The organism is Pseudomonas sp. RA_15y_Pfl2_54 (assembly GCF_963971015.1).
Taxonomy (GTDB): domain Bacteria; phylum Pseudomonadota; class Gammaproteobacteria; order Pseudomonadales; family Pseudomonadaceae; genus Aquipseudomonas; species Aquipseudomonas baetica_A.
Genome location: NZ_CAXAPN010000024.1, coordinates 52417 through 70015, shown reverse-complemented (window position 1 = coordinate 70015; position 17599 = coordinate 52417). Strand labels below are relative to the sequence as shown.

12 protein-coding genes are annotated in these 17599 nt (G+C 57.5%); 9 read left to right on the top strand and 3 right to left on the bottom strand.

The features are described 5' to 3' along the window. Positions 1-67: 67 nt before the first annotated feature. Both AACY50_RS18140 and AACY50_RS18135 read left to right on the top strand, forming a co-directional pair. The gene (locus AACY50_RS18140; protein WP_339538948.1) at positions 68-4918 is read left to right on the top strand and encodes a dermonecrotic toxin domain-containing protein; all 4851 of its coding nucleotides are present in this window, start codon (positions 68-70) and stop codon (positions 4916-4918) included. 190 nt (positions 4919-5108) lie between these two features. After that, positions 5109-6110, top strand: a complete 1002-nt coding sequence (locus AACY50_RS18135; protein ID WP_339465758.1) for a FecR family protein — start codon at positions 5109-5111, stop codon at positions 6108-6110. Positions 6111-6163: 53 nt separating this feature from the next. On the opposite strand, the gene pvdQ is transcribed toward AACY50_RS18135, so the two are convergent. Then, entirely contained in the window at positions 6164-8509 is a 2346-nt protein-coding gene (gene pvdQ, locus AACY50_RS18130) for a bifunctional acylase PvdQ (RefSeq protein ID WP_339538947.1), read from the bottom strand. Positions 8510-8810: 301 nt separating this feature from the next. Here pvdQ and AACY50_RS18125 point away from each other — a divergent pair, with 301 nt between their 5' ends. Further along, positions 8811-9188: a fe2+ zn2+ uptake regulation protein gene (locus AACY50_RS18125; protein ID WP_339465762.1), complete on the top strand. Its 378-nt coding sequence runs from the start codon at positions 8811-8813 to the stop codon at positions 9186-9188. A gap of 18 nt (positions 9189-9206) precedes the next feature. Here AACY50_RS18125 and AACY50_RS18120 read toward each other — a convergent pair whose 3' ends face one another. Further along, a complete protein-coding gene (locus AACY50_RS18120) occupies positions 9207-9395 on the bottom strand; it encodes a hypothetical protein (RefSeq protein WP_221731631.1) in 189 nt (62 codons plus the stop codon). Positions 9396-9552: 157 nt separating this feature from the next. Between AACY50_RS18120 and AACY50_RS18115 the strand changes: the two genes are divergently transcribed. From AACY50_RS18115 to AACY50_RS18090, 6 genes are all read left to right on the top strand, one after another. Then, the gene (locus AACY50_RS18115) at positions 9553-9693 is read left to right on the top strand and encodes a hypothetical protein (protein WP_221731630.1); all 141 of its coding nucleotides are present in this window, start codon (positions 9553-9555) and stop codon (positions 9691-9693) included. A 261-nt stretch (positions 9694-9954) separates the two neighbouring features. Next, positions 9955-11202, top strand: a complete 1248-nt coding sequence (locus AACY50_RS18110) for an MFS transporter (protein ID WP_339538946.1) — start codon at positions 9955-9957, stop codon at positions 11200-11202. 10 nt (positions 11203-11212) lie between these two features. Next, on the top strand, positions 11213-12343 hold the full coding sequence (locus AACY50_RS18105) for a LuxE/PaaK family acyltransferase (RefSeq protein WP_339538945.1): 1131 nt from the start codon (positions 11213-11215) through the stop codon (positions 12341-12343). A gap of 1 nt (position 12344) precedes the next feature. Continuing rightward, a complete protein-coding gene (locus tag AACY50_RS18100; protein WP_339465770.1) occupies positions 12345-14747 on the top strand; it encodes an acyl-CoA reductase in 2403 nt (800 codons plus the stop codon). A 26-nt stretch (positions 14748-14773) separates the two neighbouring features. Further along, positions 14774-16075, top strand: a complete 1302-nt coding sequence (locus tag AACY50_RS18095; protein ID WP_339465771.1) for an AMP-binding protein — start codon at positions 14774-14776, stop codon at positions 16073-16075. Then, the gene (locus AACY50_RS18090; protein WP_339465772.1) at positions 16063-16971 is read left to right on the top strand and encodes a GNAT family N-acetyltransferase; all 909 of its coding nucleotides are present in this window, start codon (positions 16063-16065) and stop codon (positions 16969-16971) included. The genes AACY50_RS18095 and AACY50_RS18090 overlap by 13 nt, the downstream gene beginning before the upstream one ends. An 80-nt stretch (positions 16972-17051) precedes the next feature. Here AACY50_RS18090 and AACY50_RS18085 read toward each other — a convergent pair whose 3' ends face one another. Next, the gene (locus AACY50_RS18085; protein ID WP_339465774.1) at positions 17052-17579 is read right to left on the bottom strand and encodes a hypothetical protein; all 528 of its coding nucleotides are present in this window, start codon (positions 17577-17579) and stop codon (positions 17052-17054) included. Positions 17580-17599: the final 20 nt, after the last annotated feature.

Below are 17599 nucleotides of genomic sequence, written 5' to 3'. Positions count from 1 at the left end.
CCCGCAGCACACCGCTTAGTCTCTGGCCTCATTTTTTGCGCCCAGCGCGCCCTACCGAGACCCGATGATGCCTGAGACAGCCGCCCCACTGCTGTTCCCCGAAACCCTGAACTTTCCCGGTCTTTGGGAAAAAACAGGCAAATCCCACAACCTCAACAGCAAAGACTTCAGATGGCTGGCCCATGTGAAACTGGCCACACACGCGCTACGCAGCGAGCAATCGCCGCCGATGCTCGCCCGAGACATTCGCATCAGCGCCGGCACGGCTGCGCCCATCAGGCTGGCCGGCAGTTTCATCATCAGCGAAACCCCCGACGACAAAGGCGTAATCCTCTACACCCCTTACGATGGCATCCAGAAATACGACAGCCTTGCGACCCTAGAGGCGTTACTCGAAAAACGCTTGGAGGAAGCCAAAGAAGAGGATCAGTTGCTGGCTTTTCTCGCTTTATCCCAGCGCAGAGAAGTGGTCGAACAGAGCAGCCTTACGCTGAGCTACGAAACAATCGAGGGGGATATTTTCGATAGCCAGAAGAGCGCCATTCTGGCGTGCCAGAAATTGAACGCGGCGGCCATGCTTGGCGAATTGAAGCGTTTGCCCTCGCTCACCTCCCTGATAGAAACGATCCTCGATGATCTGTTGAAAGCCGGTTTCCCCAACCTGAAGCAGAGGCAAACCCGAGTCAATTTTTACACGGACGCCGCCGTCACCAACCCTGACACCGCCTCAGGTTCGGAACCGGCCCGGCACTGGCATGACTCAACAAGCCTGAGCGAAGCCGTGCTGATGCTTTACCGGCATCGAAGCTGGCCGCCGGATCAATTGCATGAGTTCTCCAACCCCGGGCATGTGCCGGTCAAAGGTGATCAGATAATTTGGGAAGAGGCGCTGCAACAGGCATCGGGCAAGTTGCAGATGCTGCTGTTTCACGAAATGGAAGGCTATTGGAACGCTCCCGCTACGCAGGGATCAACACGGCGTGTCTTCTTCGGTGAAGCACTGAAAGAACAGGCACGCGCCGAATTGATGATCAAGCGCGAAACCGGCACCCTCGACGCCAGTCAATTCGCCACCCTGCACCAGATGATTCAGCCGGCGGCCTTGTCGACCCCTCGCCCGATCCTCGAAAAAGTGCGCCTGTGGGAGTACGAGCCCAACTATGTCGAGTTGGCGGGCTCTTTGATGATCAGCCACACAGACGCCTGTCTTTACACACCGACCATGGGTTTGCAGGTGCTTGAGGATTACAACGACCTGAAAGATACCGTGTTGAGCAAACTGCGCGCGCCTGGGCACGAGGACGAATTCTACGGCTTGTTGAACCTTGAAGAGCGTCAACGCTTTATTGGTTTCGACCGGCCTCAGGTGAGTGGCGAAAGCATCGGCGGCGATATTTTCAATGTGTTGTTCGAGGCCATCATCACCAAACAGAGGCAAAGCATCGAATTTGCCTTGCAGGTTTACCGCCACAGCGATGGCTGCGTTGATATCCATGCCATGTTCGATAAAGCCCTGGATATCCGCTCGATGATCAATGAGCGGTTGCTGGCGCTGGATGCCGGTAAACGGTGGTCGACAAGGCCGGTGCTGGCCGGCGTGCAACAACCGTCCAGGGTGCTGGCACACAGGGCCCGGGAAGTCGCGAGAACATGCGACGGCATCGATGCCTTGCTCACGGGCTCCTTCAGGGGGCAGCCCGCCACCGCAAAGGAGCAGCGCAGTTACCTTGAGAAAATGAGATCACAGTTGGCCCACTCGCTGTTTGTCGGGGTAACCGGTGAAGCCGCGTTGCGGGTGCTCAGTGGCTCGCTTAAAACGGCCGAGCAGGCAATTGTCGATACCGTGTTCCATCCCGATCAGCCTAGCCGTGACAATAGACGTTCACTCAATGGATTTCGCCCCGACGCCTGGTCACTCAGCCTGGAAAGTCCCGGTGCGAAAGAGCCTTTGCCTTTGGCTCATTGCGTTCTGCTGACAGAACGTGGCGGGCTCGACGACCTGCACTCGGGAAGGGTGATTGTGTGGACACCCGCACTGGGGCTGGAAGTTTTGCCCAATATTGCTGTTGCGCGGCAGGCGCTGGGCCGAAGACTGAAGGACAGCGTGGCGCGTCTGGCTTTTCTGGAAAACCTTGCGCCCCAGGCACGCCAGCACCATCAGGCGTACACCCTGGGTCCCTTACGGTTGATCGAGGACAATATTCTGCACAACCGCGCACAATCTGGCATTGAGCACTTCCTTGCACGTTGCGATGCGGTACGCGAACGCCTGAAGGACCGCGCCGGACTCGCCCCAGCCCTGGCCACGCTCAAAAGAACGGCAATCGATACCAACCTGCTGCGAACGATTCACCTGGCAACGGCCATCAACCAGCAACAATCGCTACCCGCCTGGCAGGGTATGGCACCCGTGGACGAGCAACAGTTGCATCTCGAACTGCTTGAGCAATGGCGCCGCAGCGTGGTCGATCACAAAGACTACCTCAGCGGCCTGCCCTCTCTGGCCGATTACGTCAGTCAGACGTTGAAGGCATTGCTCGACGCTCGATTCAAAGGCAACCCGCTCGAGCCGCAAGACATCGAGATCATCCCCAATCTGGCCTTGGCGGGCCCTGCCCTCGCGCTCACCGATTTTGCGTTGAACCACATCAACATCGCCCAGGGCACCGGCTTCAAAGTCGCCGCAAGGACGACAAAACCGCTCCCTGCAGGCCTGGATCAAAATACCGTCCGGCAACTGTTGTTGTCGCTGGCGATTCCGACGACTTTCGCCAGAAAAATTACCGATGCGCTCTCCGGTGACCCTGCTCAGGCCCAAGCACGCAAAGAGCGCTTCATTCGGCAGACGCCCTGGCAACTGTTGCAACATGCACATGGATTGAAACTGCAACAGCAATTGTCCGCCAGCGCCTTCGATTACCTTTGCCAAGTGCTGGACATACCGGACGGCATAGCACGGGCAACCGTTGAGGGCGCTCATGCCACGGCATATCCGTTGTCGCTGGTCAAAACAGCAGGCGCAAGCGCTGTCGAAGCGCTTGGTCTTTACATCATTGGCCCGGGCGGCGGTCAGCCGGGGCCAATGGTCCTTTATGCGCCCTATGCGCAAGAGCTTTTTCGCGAATTCGCCGATGAGAAGAGCCTGATCGCGGCCGTGAACACGCCAGGCAGCTTTCAGGATCTGGTGATTCGCCGGCTGCCGATCGAACAGCAATCGGTATTTCGGGGGCTTTGGCAGGCGAGCGTCGGCGAAACCAGCGAAATGACACTGTCGGGCCGTGCCATTACCGGCAACCTGTTGCACAGGCTCTTCAGTGACAATCTCAAACTGCTGCCGCAATTGTTGAGTTGCCAGGCGCTCAGCCATGCTCAAGACGACTGGGAAGCGGCGAAAAACCTGTTCAGTCATGGCCCCCATCCGATCTCGGGGTTGCTGCCGGGCAAGCTCTCGTACGTGACATTCCTTTGGCAGGCATACAAGGATTTCAAGAATTCGGCTGAAAACCTGCAGGATCATCATTGGACGCAAGCCCTGAAATCATTTATCGACGGCGCAGTGCAGATGATCAGTCTGGGCCGCCTCACGAGCGAAAGCGCCGCCTCAGCAGAATCCGCGCTCTCCATTCTTTCCTCAACCAAAACAGAGAGCACCGCCGGTAACGTTGACGCATTGTCGAACTCGCCCGCTCTGGTGGCCCCGGCGTGGTCGCAGATCCGTTTAACGTCACCCAGGCGCACCGAGCTACAGGCGTTTGAAACCACGGCTGTGGCGCTTGAGGACCTCAAGCGTGACGCGAAAAACGGCACGTATGAGGATCCGATCACCAAGCGCACGTATACCGCTATCGACGGCAAGGTTCATCGTGTCGACCAACCCGGGGCGGTCTGGCAGATTCTTGACGATGAAAAGCCCGGTCCGTCGTTACGGTTGACCGGCTCGCGACTCTTGCTGGCGCCCGATCGCCATGCGGTGCACTACGGCAAAGCAATCTCCAGACTGCACAAGCGATACACCCTGGAGTTGGATCGCAGGGTCATGCTGAACATCGAAGCCATCGGTATGAAGGAGATACGCCGCAACCATCCCCAGAAAGCGCAAATACTGCAGCACGCTGTTGATCTTGCCCGCTTCTATGCATTCAACAGCCTGCACAATCTGGCCCAGTTGAAAGCCAACGTTCCTGGCACCCGCCTGGATGGATTTCTCAAAGTGTTTTTCGGCGTGGCCCAAGTCGATAGCGGTTTACTGAGCAAACTCAACAAGGCGATCGTGCCCATTTGCCGGGCGTTGGTGGATCCCGACGATGATCTGTTGAACACAGATCGCTTCGTTGTGGGCTCCAATGCTTTCCAGTCCTGCGTCATTGCGTTTGTGCTGAACAACGACCACCGCAAAATGGTTCACTTCACCGAAAACTTTTTCAACCCGCAGTTGAGCTGGTATGCACCGTCCCTCATCGAGCCTTTCGACATTGATGGCCACGCCCAAGCAGCGACACTGATCCACGAGTTTGCCCACCAGTATTCCAAGGCCAAGGATATTGCCACCCTGGAGGCACGGCGCCCGTTTCACGACTTGATCGAAACCCTCACGGTGTACGGCCAGACTATCGAGCAGGAGTTGGTAGACCTCCAGACCCAGGCGCTGTCGCTCACGACCCCGCGCGAAACGCTGTTTGCACGCTGGAGCAGGAAAAAAGGTTCATTTGTCAGTCTGGATAAAATCCCGGGGGCTGAGGACATCAGCAAAGACATTCTCGATCTGACCCTCACCCCGACCATGGACGAGGCGCGCGATGCGTTTCTTGATAGGCACTCAGCGGATGTGCGCATCGATGTGATTTTGCGCAACGCCGACTCCATCGCCCGCCTCGTTTGCGAGATGGGTCGGCAACTGGATCCGGTGCCGCGCCCCTGAAAAAGCACAAAAAAATGCGCAGGGATCGAAACCTGCGCACGCCTTCACAGCCATCATTCGGGTACGCGAATCAGTCCTTCTGGTTGGGTAGCCGAGAAAAAATAGTTTCCGTTTTGATGGGCAAATGCCATGACTGATGTTCTCGGCCACTTCCCGTCAAGGTTAGAATGTGCGAAATCAGGACGACTCAATGACCCAAGACACTCTCTCGGAAGCCGAATACGATGCCGTCACCGATGCCGCTGCGCACTGGTGCATGCGCCTGCACGCCGCTGACTGCACAGATGAAGAGCGTCGCGCTTTTGAGCATTGGCACGCCGCGCATCCGCTGCATGCGTTCGAGTATGAGGCCATGCTGGAGATTTGGGACGTTGCCGGACACCTGCCACGCCCCGAACCTGCCGTTGCTCCGCCGATTGCCCAGCCAGCCCGCTCGTGGCGTCAATACGTTATAGCGGCGACGGTCTGCGCGCTCACGTTGCCGCTGGCGGCCTACACCGGATGGAATCTTGGCTGGTTGCCCAACAGCTATCAGCATCTCTCAGCCACCGACAATGTCCGCCAGGTCACGCTCAGTGACGGCAGTCAGCTCGAACTGAACCTGAACACTGATCTGACCTTCAGCAATTACAAAAACGAACGGCGCGTCACCCTGAAAAAAGGTGAGGCGTACTTTGCGGTCAGTCACGACCTGTCTCGCCCGTTCATCGTACGTGCCGGCGAGGGCCGGATTCGGGTAACCGGTACGCGTTTCAACGTCTGGAAGTATGAGGATCAAGTGCGGGTCAACCTGATCGAAGGCTCGGTGCTGGTGAGCAGCAACACCGCATTACCGGGCGATGGTTTGCGTCTCGGACCGTCCATGCAGGCACGCTACAGACACGGCGACTACACGCCGCAGGTCAGCCAGACCTACCCCAACGACACATCACTGGCCTGGCGCAGCGGCAAACTGGTGCTGGACAACATGGCTCTCGATGACGCGTTGCCGCTGATCAACCGCTATCTGGCCAAGCCGTTGATGCTCGCCGACACCCACACCGGTTCGATTCGGGTGGGCGGCATTTACAACATCAAAGAACTCGACAACCTCGCCCACTCACTGCCCAAAGTCTTGCCCGTCTACCTGACGCGCAACAAGGAAGGCAACCCGGTAATCAATTCGATGCCCAAGCAACCGCCAAAAAGCTGAAGGCCGCGCCCTTGCGAGTGCGGCCTTCATGCCTGGCTCAATTAACGCTGTGCTTATTGCGCAGCCACTTCTGCGGCCTTGCCCAGCGAACCGTGAATGGTTTGCACCTGATATTGCGCATCCCCCTGAATCTGCTGTTCGGTAAACGGAAGCACACTCCACCGTTTCTTAGAGAACGCCTCGGTCTGGTCCCGCGAATACTTCGATGCCGGGTCGCTGGACAGCGAGAACGCCAACAGTCCCTGCGCGTGCGGACCTTTCTCATCGAAGGTCACGACTTGCAGATAACTGGTGCCACTGACCACTTCAAGTTTGCCGTCTTCGCGGGGCACGCTCTGGATGGCATTGTAGATTCCCAGCGTACCCGGCCCGCCATGAATCGGCGTCTGCTGCCCACCACTGCTGGCCACTTGAATATCACCCCAACGGGTTTGCGGCGTGAGGCCCATCTTGTCGACCGATGCGACCGACGCCAGCATCGCTTCACGCAGAGCCTTGGCCACTGCAGGCTGCTCGACAGCCAGACCGCGCGGTGTGTGTTGTGCGTCTTTCGGATCGAAGGCCACGCGCCAGATATCCCCTGACGTCTGCAACGCTTGCATGATGTTCTGGAAATGCACCAGACCCAGGCCCGCATCCAGATTGGCCCGACCGTCCCACGCCTTGAGGCTGGCACACAGCGGTTTCAGTGTTTGCGCATCGGCACCAAGGTCGGTGGCGCAGAACGCCAACAGATCCGGTGCAACCTGGCTCGCCAGATAGACCTGATCATCCATTACCATTTGCTGCAGATCCTGCACCGCCACCGACCCTTTTTTACTCAGGCCAGCCAGACGCTCCAGCGCAAACCGGGACCGCAAGCCCAACGGCTGGCCTTCCTGACTGATCAGCGGTGAGAAACCGGTGAGCGGTTGCGCCGGGTTGGCCAGCCAAGCGGAATCGTTGGAGTGCTGGACGAAGTCCTTGCGCAGCAATTGCGGCAATTGGCTGGACGCATAAATACCCTTTTGCGCTGATTTCGGATCAATGTCCCAGGCGCAATCGCTGTTGGCGCCGTCCAGCACGATCATCTTGGTACCGGCTCGCGGGTCGCTGCACCTGGCCAGTTTTTCACGGCTGACGTTCGGCACCACGGACAGGTTCATGTACAGCGTTTGCCCCTTGTCATCCGCTGCGAGCGTATTGACCCACGGGATTCCCTGGATCTTGTGCACCGAGTTCTGCAATTGCTCGAGCGAGGAAGCCTGGTTCATTGCATACCATTGCTTGAGCACACGATCGTTATCGAGGTTGGCATCACGCAGGCTGTAGGCAAACTGATTATCCCAGTCGAGCTTGCCCGGCCACTGCACGATCGGCCCGAACTTCGAGCTATAGACGTCACGTACGACCGGCACTACCTGCCCATCAGCCTGTTTGATCTGCACGGTCACCGTCTGCTTGCTCATCGGCACTGATTGACCGTCGAGCAAATAGTGCGTCGGGTCTTTCGGATCGAGTTGCAGCCGATACAAGGTGAAGTGCCTGGAAGCGTCGACTGTGTGAGTCCAGGCCAGGTGCTGGTTGAAGCCAATGTTGATCATCGGCAATCCCGGCAAGGCCGCGCCCATGACATCGAGCTTGCCAGGAATGGTCAGGTGCATTTGATAGAAACGCATACCGCCAACCCAGGGAAAGTGAGGGTTGGCCAACAGCATCCCGCGACCGTTGAAGGAGCGTTCACTGCCCACCGCCACGGCATTGCTGCCACGGTCCAGTGCGAAGCGCTGCAGGCGGGCGTCGGCCAACGCGTAGGCGTGACTGACGTGTTCAACCCGAGCCGTGGCAAGGGGCGGCGTGGCGCCCGCCAGGGCTTCGGCGAACTGGCCGACACCCCCCTCGACCAACAGGCGACGCGTCAGTTTCACCAGGTCTTGAGGCGTGATATCGCGCACCCACTCGCCCTGACATTGTTGCGGCAGGCCCTGCTCACGGCGCTGGGCTAGATAGCGGTTATAGCCGGCGGCATACCCCTGCACCAGATCCCGCACCTGAACAGGTTGCGCCCGCCAGAATTCGTTGACCGCTTCAGGTGTATTGAGCCAGGTGAAAAACACATCGCTGACACGGTTTTCGCGCTGTTCGACGGTGAACTGCTCCGGCCCGAAATAGCGTGAACGCTGACCATTGACCGTTACGATCTCGTTGGCCAAAAGACACAGGTTGTCCTGCGCATAGGCGTATCCGATCCCGAAACCGAGACCACGTTCGTCTTGCGCACGGATATGCGGCACGCCAAAACCGGTGCGCCGGATTTCGGCGCTGGTATCGAGGGCCGGGCTGAACGCATGGGCCGACAGGCTCAGCCCAAGAAACATACCGGCAGAGGTCAGTCTGGTTAAGTGCCTGGAAATAATCACGCTCGCTCCTGATCAAAATACCGAAGAGCGGACCCGGCGTTGCTGCGCCAGGCCTGTGAAGGGCCGAGGGTCCGTTCTGGAAACACCCATGCGTCCACGCGCGATGAGCCTGTCATGAAGACGAACCTGTAGAAAAAAATTTAGCCCTCGCAACAGCGCTTATGTGCCGTGATTACACAGAGAGGACGAATTTCCGACAAAATTTCTACATTTTTTCTTTCATGATTTGTCGCGTTGATACGTCTTGTTTGAAAGACCGTCAAAAACCTTTCCCGATCAGGCTCTGAAAAGGAGTAATCGCATGTACAACTCGCAACTACCAACGGACGGTAGCCAGGCCCCACAAGGAGCTTCCATGAGCCCCCACGCGAGCGATTTCGGGCAACGCGTCGACCGTCACGGCAATGAACGTATCCGGTTACTGCTGAAAAGCTTCGGTCTGCGCACCAGCCTGATCCGTCTGAAAGTCATCGACGCCCTGCTGGTTGCGGCCCAAAATGATCGGCATCTGGGCGTGCGCGGCGTCCACAGCCAATTGCTGGATCTGGGTATTCCGCTGTCGTTTCTCAGTGTGCGCGAAGTCCTCAAGCGTCTGTGCGCCGAGGGTGTGATCACCTTCAATGCAGACAAGAGCTACAGCCTGCATCCGCAGGCTGCTGCCGTTCTCAACAACGATTGATGCGTGCGGCGAGCGCCGTCAGGGTTTGACCTTGCGGCGCATCACGCCGTTGATCACGACCACGACCACCGCCACGCCGATGGCGATGTACTGAAATGTCTTCTCACTGATCATGCCGGCGTTTTGCAGCCAGGACAGGCCGAGCATGATTGCCAGCACGGACACGGCGATCACAATCGAAAAAATCAAGCGTTGCTTCTGGGTCATTGCGGCTTCCTGAAACTTTGGAATGTATCCGGTTTGTATCCGCTTGCATGCCATGCGCTTACCGTTTTACGGGGATGCGCCGCTGCAAACGGGGTCTCATATTACAGCCACTGAAGAGTTTTGGCTTCATGACGGCGTAACCATGAGGATTTTTGAAATGCTGCGTCGAATCACCTGGCTGATTCCCGTTCTTGCCCTGCTGACCCTGAGTGGTTGCATCATTTTCCCCCACGGCGGCTGGCATGGTGATCACCATCGCCATTACCAGGGAGGCCCTGGCTATTATCAACATCGTTAGAAGGAAGTCGTTCACCCTGCCCGTTTACCAATAATTGCGGCAGGTGGAAGCGCACAAAACCGACCCTGTAAACAATGCCCGCCATTCAGCGGGCATTGTTTTATAACAACTCGCCGACAACTTAGTGCGCCTCACAACTTTTCTGATCCATTAAATAACCTGCAAGCATTTGAAATTTAATGTCTCAGCAAAGCGCTAGGTGACAAGAGCACCTCCGCCTAGTCTCTGCAAACTTTTCCGCGACTATAAACAAGGAAGTCCATGCAGAGAACATTGATTAAAATCGCCCCACGACAAGTTATCGGATTCTGTCTGGCCCTTACGGCTTTTGAGTTACTGACTTATATGGCCAGTGACTTGATCATGCCGGCCATGTTGAACGTTACCGCGCAACTACAGGCCGATGCCCGTCATGTACCCAATGCTTTCAATCTTTATCTACTGGGGGGTGTTTGCCTGCAGTGGTTGATCGGAGCGCTATCCGATCACTGGGGACGACGGCGCGTGTTGTTGATCGGCTGCGCGCTGTTCGCCGCCGCTTGCACAGCCGCTTTCACCATCCACAGCATAGAAGCGTTCAATGTGCTGCGACTGGTGCAAGGCATGGGCGTGGGTTTTGTTGTGGCGGTCAGTTATCCGGCGCTTCAGGAAGTGTTCAGCGAGGCCGATGCTGTGCGCTTGATGGCGCTGCTCGGCAACGTTGCGCTGTTGTCGCCGCTGCTGGGGCCGATACTCGGCAGTCTATTGCTGGAATGGCTGACTTGGCGCGATCTGTTTCTGGGCCTGGGTCTGGCAGCCGCCGCCGTGTGGCTGGGGCTCTATGCCTACATGCCGGAGACCGTCGGCGTTGTGCGCCGAGATGGCAGCCTGCAAGCGCCGGTGCCCTTCTCCTTGCGCCAGATCCGCCGGCGCTACCTTACCCTGCTCGGCAACCGGAGGTTTCTCGGCGCAAGCCTCGCACTAGGGTTGATGAGTCTGCCCTTGATCGCCTGGATCGGCCTGGCACCGTTGCTGCTGATCCAGTTGCAGGGCCTGACGCCGCTTGAGTACGGACTATGGCAAATCCCGATTTTCTCTGCCGTGATCGTTGGCAACCTGATTCTCGACCGCTTGCTGGTCACTCACGCGTTACCACAGTTGATTCGTCTGGCGCTTTGGCCGTTCTGCCTGGGCCTGCTGACACTGATAGGTTGCGCACTGTCTGGCGCAGGTGTGGGGCCAGTGGTGGCCGGTCTGTCGCTGTACGCCGTTGGACTGGGTATCAGCAATGCCGCGCTGTATCGCCTGGCGCTATTCAGTACTGACGACAGCAAAGGTCTTGTCTCAGCCATGATCGGCATGCTTTCCATTGCCGTGATGGGTGTCGGCGGCTCGATCATTGCGGCGATCGGTGGCGGCACACGTCTCGAACTCTTCGCCATTTGCGCCGCGCTCAGTGGCCTGATGTGCCTGCCCTTGCTTCACGGGTTCTTGCGAGCCGCAAAGAACTGTTTCGCCCCTCCTCGATAAAGGACTATTGATGATCCACTTACCCTCAAGCGACGCGCACTGCGCGTTGACACAGCCCTATTGCCCGGACTCAGTACCCTCGGGGCTGTTTGACCGGGCCATGGCTGAAATCAGCCGGTATCACTGCCAGCAGACGCCGGGCTACGAACACTGGTTGAACGCCAACGGGATCGAGGCCAGCGATCTGGACAGCCTGGATGACTGGTCACGTCTGCCGCCGATCTTTGCCAACTTCTTCAAACAGCAAATGCTGCTCAGCCGCGCTGGGGAGCAGGCTCTGGAACTGACGTCGTCCGGCACCAGTGGCCAGAAAAGTCGCATGCGCTATGACGAACGCAGCCTGTCTGCGGCCCAATTCATGGTCGCGCAGATCTTTCGTCACTACGGCTGGGACACCCCGGACACCCCGTGCAACTACCTGCTGCTCAGTTATGAGCCGCAAGGTCGCATCACACTGGGCACCTCATTCACTGATCAGTTTCTATGCCGTTTCGCTCCAGCCAATCGCGTGGTCTACGCCCTGCGCAGCAGCGGGGACGGCCATCAGTTCGATCTGTTTGGTGTCATTGCCGCCTTGCAGGCGTTTGCCGAAGAAGGTCTGCCAGTTCGCATCCTCGGTTTCCCGGCATTTCTTTGGCAAGCCCTTCAACAGATGCAAGGCAGTGGTGCGGCAAATCTGCAACTGCCCATCGATTCGTTGGCATTTTTTGGTGGTGGCTGGAAAACCCAAGCGGCCCAAGAGATACCCAAACAGCAGTTATATGCGCGCATCCAACGGCAATTGGGCATCGCAACGTCGCGCTGTCGCGATGGTTATGGCGCTGTCGAACATGCAGTGCCTTATATCGAATGTGATCACCACCATTTCCATGTGCCGGTCTATTCAAAGGTGCTGATACGCAACCCGGCGGACTTTTCTCTTCAGCCTTATGGCCAGCAAGGTTTGCTGGGATTTGTCTCGCCCTATATCTCGTCCAGCCCCGCGCACGCAGTGGTCATGAGCGATCTGGCCACGCTGCACCCTGGCGCGAGTTGCGGCTGCTCACTGGCCACGGACTGGTTTGAATTACACGGCCGGGCAGGCACGTCGGCAAGCAGGAGCTGCGCCATGGCGGCCTCCGAATTACTGGGAAGTCACTGATATGTACTTGATCAACGGACAACTTCACGCCGATTGCAACCTCGACAGTGCTCTGCACTTGCTCCAGCGAACGCTGGCGCACCATCTCGATACGCCACTGGAAAGTGCCACCGTCATTACCGCTGCGCAGATTTTTGCCCAGCAGTTGGAAAGCAACACAGCAGCGGTGAATGTGGATGACGAACAACGCCGAGCGCTACGCGACTTCTGTCAGCCTCAAGCGTTACGAATAAAGCTTGAACGAGAACTCGGCAAACAACCCCATTCCTTGCGGCGCATCAACTATCGACAAGCACATTTTGAAAGCTGGCGCCCGTTGGGATTGGTCGTGCACATCACGCCCGCAAACGCACCACTATTGGGGTTCTGCGCAATGATCGAAAGCCTGTTGGCCGGTAACGTTAACTGGTTGCGTCCCAGCAGCAGCGACCAAGGCCTGACAGCGCACTTGCTCAACGCATTTCTGATGTGTGACCCCAGCGGTCAACTGTGTCACTACGTTGCGGTATTACCAGTGGCGACGTCGCAGATCGGTGTACTTTGCAGTTTGGCCAACGGCGTTGCGGCTTGGGGTGGAGAAACGGCGCTGCAAGCCATTCGCCAGCAGATCCCGCCCGGATGCCGCTGGATCGATTGGGGTCACCGCATCAGTTTTGTCTACCTGACACCGGATGCTGCATCGGACCAGGTTCTGGACGCGCTGGCCGATGAAGTCTGTCGCCTCGATCAGCAAGCGTGCTCCAGCCCGCAGTGGTTACTGGTGGACAGCGACAACCCGGCCATCCTCAGCGACATCGGAGCAGCCTTGGCTAACGCTTTCGAACGTCGGGCCGGGCAATGGCCTGCCCTGACGCCGACGCTACAGGAGTGGTCGCAAATCACCACGCATGTGGCGATGACACGTTTGGACAAGAGTTTTTCCGGACAGAGCGCAGAAATCTGGAGCGGCGCGCGATGGCGTGTAATCTGGAGCCACGACCAGGAACTGACGCCCTCGCCGCTGTTTCGCACGCTACTGCTCAAACCGCTGCCGCGTGCTCAGATCACCCAAACCCTGCTGCCGTGGCGCAACGTCCTGCAGAGCTGCGCACTGACATGTAGTGCATCGCAGACGGGCGAGCTGTCGCGAGCGCTGATCGCCGCGGGGGTTACGCGCATCGCGCCGCTGAATGCAATCCACTGCGGCTACGACGGCGAACCCCATGACGGGGTCTACGCGTTGCAACGCCTGAGCCGTCGCGTATCGGTGAGTGTCTCGGCGACACAATTGCACACCCACATGACGCTTGATCGACCGCGCTGCGCCCCGCCGCTGGCGGACCTTTCGATCATCGATAAGCAGACGCTTATCAAGCAGCCTGTCGCCCCGACGGCGCAGTTGTTTTTCCGCTCTGGTGGCAGCAGCGGCACACCGACACTGTCGGCCTTCAGCTATCACGACTTCGAGCGGCAGATGCGGGCAGCGGCCGATGGTTTGTTCGCCGCAGGCCTGAACCCGAATCGAGACAAGGTGATGAATCTGTTTTACAGCGGCGGGCTGTACGGCGGCTTCTTCAGCTTCTCCAAAGTACTGGAAATACTGGGCGCCACACACCTGCCAATGGGTGCACCCGGCGACGATGACTACAGCGAAATTACGAAAATGATCGTCGAACAACGCGTCAACGTACTGATCGGTATGCCGAGCACGCTGCATCGATTGTTCCTCAACGAACAGCAAACACTGCGCTGCTATGGGGGACTCGAGAAAGTCTTCCTCGGTGGCGAGCACCTCAGCGAACACACTCGCGAACTGCTGCAAAGTTGCGGCGTTACCTGCATTCGCTCGGCGCTTTACGGCAGCGTCGATGCAGGGCCGTTTGGGCATGCCTGCGCATCAACCGCCGATGGCGAGTTTCATTTGATGAGCGAAATCCAGCATCTGGAAATCGTCTCTTTCACGGCTGACATACCGGTCACAGGCCGTGAAGTCGGACGGCTGTTGTTCACCTCGACAGCACGCGAGGCCCAACAAATTCAGCGCTACGACGTCGGCGACAGCGGACGCTGGTTGACCGGTGAGTGTGCCTGCGGGCTGAAAACTCCGCGCTTTGAGTTACGGCAGCGGCACGGCAGGCTGGTGCGTATCGGCACTGACTTTATTTGTCTCGATGAACTGGCCCGGCACCTGCAAGTCCCGTTTCAGTTATTCCTTGATCACGCCGCCGATGGCTTGGAGCGCCTGCGATTGCGCACTCCCGATCAACCAATGCTGATCAATGCACGACTGCAGAACTATCCAAAGTTGGCCGAATTGATCCTGGCCCGGTTACTCACTATTGAAGTTGAAGTGTGCCAGCCCGCGCAGTTCTGCAAAAACAAGCACAGCGGAAAAACGCCACTGTTAATCGACTCCCGCCGTTGATCCCTGTCACATTTCAAGAGTTACGTATGAACATCACCCAAGAATTAAATAAGTTGGTCAGTTTTGTCCGACTGCACTCCAGTTATTACGCCAGGCTTTACCAGAACGTTGCACAACACCTAACAACACTTGAAGAACTGCCTTTGGTTGATCCGACAGCGTATTGGCAAACAAGCCAGAACATCAATCAATGGCCCGTACTCACCGCTGCGGTAGAGAGTGCACTGGTATTTAAAACAGGTGGAACAACTACCGCCGGCAAACTCTCCGTCTTCACCCGTAAGGAGTGGCAGACATTCGTGAGCGACTTTGGAAGTTTTCTCACCACGCAACTCAATTCAGGAGATCGGTTCGCCAACCTTTTTTTTGTCGGGGATCTGTATGCCAGTTTCATATTCATACACGACGCATTGGCCCACGAAATAGCAGGCGTCACCGAGTTCCCTTTTACGGGCAATGTCGATTCTGCCGTATTGGCCGATTCGATCGTGCAGCACCAGATCAACGTTCTGGCCGGGGTGCCCGCGCATCTGCTGACGTTTGCCAATTGGCTGGAGAGCCAGTCACGCACCCTCGACGGTGTCGAAACCCTGCTTTATGGCGGTGAAAGCCTATTCAGCGGACAACTGCAGACGCTACGCCGGGTATTTCCCAATGCCCGGATCGCCTCAATCGGTTATGCCAGCGTCGACGCGGGGCTCATCGGAGGCACGGCTCGCGACTGTGCGCTGGGTGAACACCGCATGCTGGAACAGCACAGCGTGTTGGAGATCCTTGATGAGCACACCGGCAAAGTGATCGACGACTGCGGCCGTACCGGCCGGTTAGTGATCACCAACCTCACACGCTACCTCATGCCCCTGATCCGCTATCCGGTAGGCGACCTTGCCTGCTGGCAAGAACCCGACAAGACACCGATGCGCAAGTTTGCCCTGATGGGACGATGCGCGAACAGCCAACGTGTCCGGGTGGGCATTCTGACACTGATGATGGATGACATAGACGCGATCGTACAGCCCATCACTGGTAGCCATGACTGGCAATTGGTAATCGACCAGTCTGCAAGCCGGGACGTTTTGAACCTCAAATGGCTGCCTGATGCGCCAGACCGCGAGACAGCCCGGAAAAACACAACGCTGCGCGCGGCACTTGTCCGGCGCTACCCGTTGATCGAGCAACTCGCCGCTGATCACCTGCTCGATCTGCACGTTGTCGATTGCACGGCCGATGACCTGATCCGCCATCCGCGCTCCGGCAAGCGTCAGCGGATAGCGGACCTTCGCCGCTACGACATTCCCAACCCGGAGCAACGTCCATGGACGACCTGACGCTGCGCAGTTATCGCAATACCGATGCTGGCGCCGTCAGTCGTCTGTTCCGGGAAATCTACGGTGACCACTACGTTCAACCCCACGTGTATCTGCCGCTGATGATCAGCCAGAATCATCACGACGGCCGCTGGCACTCGCTGGTAGCCGTGTCGGGTAAAAAACTGGTAGGGCATGCGACACTGTTCAGGAGTGCGGGAGCAGACACCGCCGAGTTGGCGTTGAGCGTGGTTCATCCGACGACCCGAGGACAGAACGTCGCTACACGACTGGGCAGGCATTTGCTGATTCATGCGCAGGCACTGGGTTGCCGAGGTGTGACAATCAAGCAAGTCACGCAACACCCCTACACTCAGCGCATGGCAGACACGCTTGGTTTCTGTAGCACCGGTGTGTTGCTTGACTATGTGCCTTCACCTTTTGGCGAACCACTGCCCGAGTCGATCATCATCGGCTATACCCCCATCAATGACTACCATCGGCCACTTCCGGCTCTGGAATGGCCAGAGAGCAACCGCGTCTTCATGCAGCATTTGTGCAGTATTTTCGGAACCCAGGAAAAGGAAGTTCGCTGGATTGGCCCAGCGCTACGTTTTGAACATGTGATGGGACGTTATGACGTGGTTCTTGAGAAACTCGACAGGCAACTGGTAAGACAGCTGCGCCAATTGCCGCGACACTGGATGATTTCACTCAAGCTCAGGCTGGCTCAAGGTCTTGCGAGCGCGATGCAGGATTTGTCGACGATGGGGTTCGTCTTCACCGGCATTGCCCCGGATGACCGATGCGAAGGATGGGTGGCGCTGTTTCATCGGGGTTACCGCCCGCGCAAGCTGACATTGCACTGCCCACACATGCAGCGGCTGCATGATCAGGCTCAACAACATGAGCGTTGACTGAGTGCAACACTCAATCCCGTGCGACAAACGAATGTGGCCCGCTCGACTGTGTAGCGGGCCTCTATATCCGCCTCTCATCAAGCCTTGGTCTGGAAAGCGCCGTCGTTCGCAATCGGCGCGTTACCTTCGCCGTAAGTCTTCAGATTCTGAAGAACGTAAATGGCTTTTTTATATTCAGGGATCAAATTCTTGCCGTAAGCGTTGCCATTGAGGCCGTTATTCTGAATGGCGTCGAGTTGAGTGGCGAAGTACTCCAGTGCGTTGAATTTGGCATCAACGTCGTTTGTCACGCCAAAACGATCGAACTTGTCACCGGCATTCATCAGCGTGAAGGACGTGATCTCGGAGATCAATCCTCGACCGCGCAAGAAAGCGCTCAGGTTGCCCAACTGCTTCGCCGAAACGTTTGCAGGGTCGAAGCCCTTGATCTGCTTACGCAGATTCTGCTTGTCCATTTCAGCCGTGTTCAGCGCGTTCGGATCGTTGCCGACCATGGTCAACATCTGCTGCACCTTGACGCTCTGGGACACCTGCTTTTTTGCGCCCGTATTGCGTACCAGAACCCCAGCCTTACTTTCCCAGCCGCCGGCAAACCCGATTGTCATGAGAAAACTCCCTGCAAAAT

Bases quoted from the DNA above. Each gene is read 5' to 3' on its own strand.
- AACY50_RS18125 (WP_339465762.1), top strand. From the start codon at position 8,811: ATGTACAACTCGCAACTACCAACGGACGGTAGCCAGGCCCCACAAGGA.
- AACY50_RS18135 (WP_339465758.1), top strand. From the start codon at position 5,109: ATGACCCAAGACACTCTCTCGGAAGCCGAATACGATGCCGTCACCGAT.
- AACY50_RS18140 (WP_339538948.1), top strand. From the start codon at position 68: ATGCCTGAGACAGCCGCCCCACTGCTGTTCCCCGAAACCCTGAACTTT.
- AACY50_RS18120 (WP_221731631.1), bottom strand. From the start codon at position 9,395: ATGACCCAGAAGCAACGCTTGATTTTTTCGATTGTGATCGCCGTGTCC.
- AACY50_RS18115 (WP_221731630.1), top strand. From the start codon at position 9,553: ATGCTGCGTCGAATCACCTGGCTGATTCCCGTTCTTGCCCTGCTGACC.
- AACY50_RS18095 (WP_339465771.1), top strand. From the start codon at position 14,774: ATGAACATCACCCAAGAATTAAATAAGTTGGTCAGTTTTGTCCGACTG.
- AACY50_RS18110 (WP_339538946.1), top strand. From the start codon at position 9,955: ATGCAGAGAACATTGATTAAAATCGCCCCACGACAAGTTATCGGATTC.
- AACY50_RS18085 (WP_339465774.1), bottom strand. From the start codon at position 17,579: ATGACAATCGGGTTTGCCGGCGGCTGGGAAAGTAAGGCTGGGGTTCTG.
- AACY50_RS18090 (WP_339465772.1), top strand. From the start codon at position 16,063: ATGGACGACCTGACGCTGCGCAGTTATCGCAATACCGATGCTGGCGCC.
- AACY50_RS18105 (WP_339538945.1), top strand. From the start codon at position 11,213: ATGATCCACTTACCCTCAAGCGACGCGCACTGCGCGTTGACACAGCCC.
- AACY50_RS18100 (WP_339465770.1), top strand. From the start codon at position 12,345: ATGTACTTGATCAACGGACAACTTCACGCCGATTGCAACCTCGACAGT.